This is a genomic window from Acinetobacter sp. WCHAc060033, from assembly GCF_004209125.1.
In the GTDB taxonomy this organism is placed as follows: domain Bacteria; phylum Pseudomonadota; class Gammaproteobacteria; order Pseudomonadales; family Moraxellaceae; genus Acinetobacter; species Acinetobacter wuhouensis.
Genome location: NZ_SGSW01000193.1, coordinates 1 through 430 on the forward strand (window position 1 = coordinate 1; position 430 = coordinate 430).

Sequence of the window (430 nt, forward strand, 5' to 3'; positions counted from 1 at the left end):
TTTGGTAGTGTTTCAAAAAGTATGCTGAAGAAAAAGCCGATTGGATTTTGATAAAATAGAGAAATGCAAATAACTCTAGCAATCAAATGTCCAACCTGCCTCAGTGATAGTATAAAGAAAAATGGTATCAAAGTAGATGGGAAACAAAACTATCAGTGCAAAGACTGTAAACGTCAGTTTATTGGTGATCATGCACTGAGCTATCTAGGATGTAAGTCAGGTATTACTCGTAAAATATTACAGTTGATGGTCAGAGGCAGCGGTATACGAGATATTGCTGAAGTTGAGCGCATCAGTATCGGTAAAGTTTTACGTACTTTAACTGAATCAACCTATGAAATTCAGCCTCAGCAAAGTCATTATGAATCTCTCGAAGTAGATGAGTTCTGGAATTTTGTTGGAAATAAAAAGAATAAACAATGGCTTATTT

1 pseudogene is annotated in these 430 nt (G+C 35.1%); it reads left to right on the forward strand.

What is annotated here, in order from left to right:
• Nucleotides 1–63 precede the first annotated feature (63 nt).
• Nucleotides 64–430, forward strand: a pseudogene (locus EXE10_RS21240) (IS1-like element ISAba3 family transposase); the annotation flags it as partial.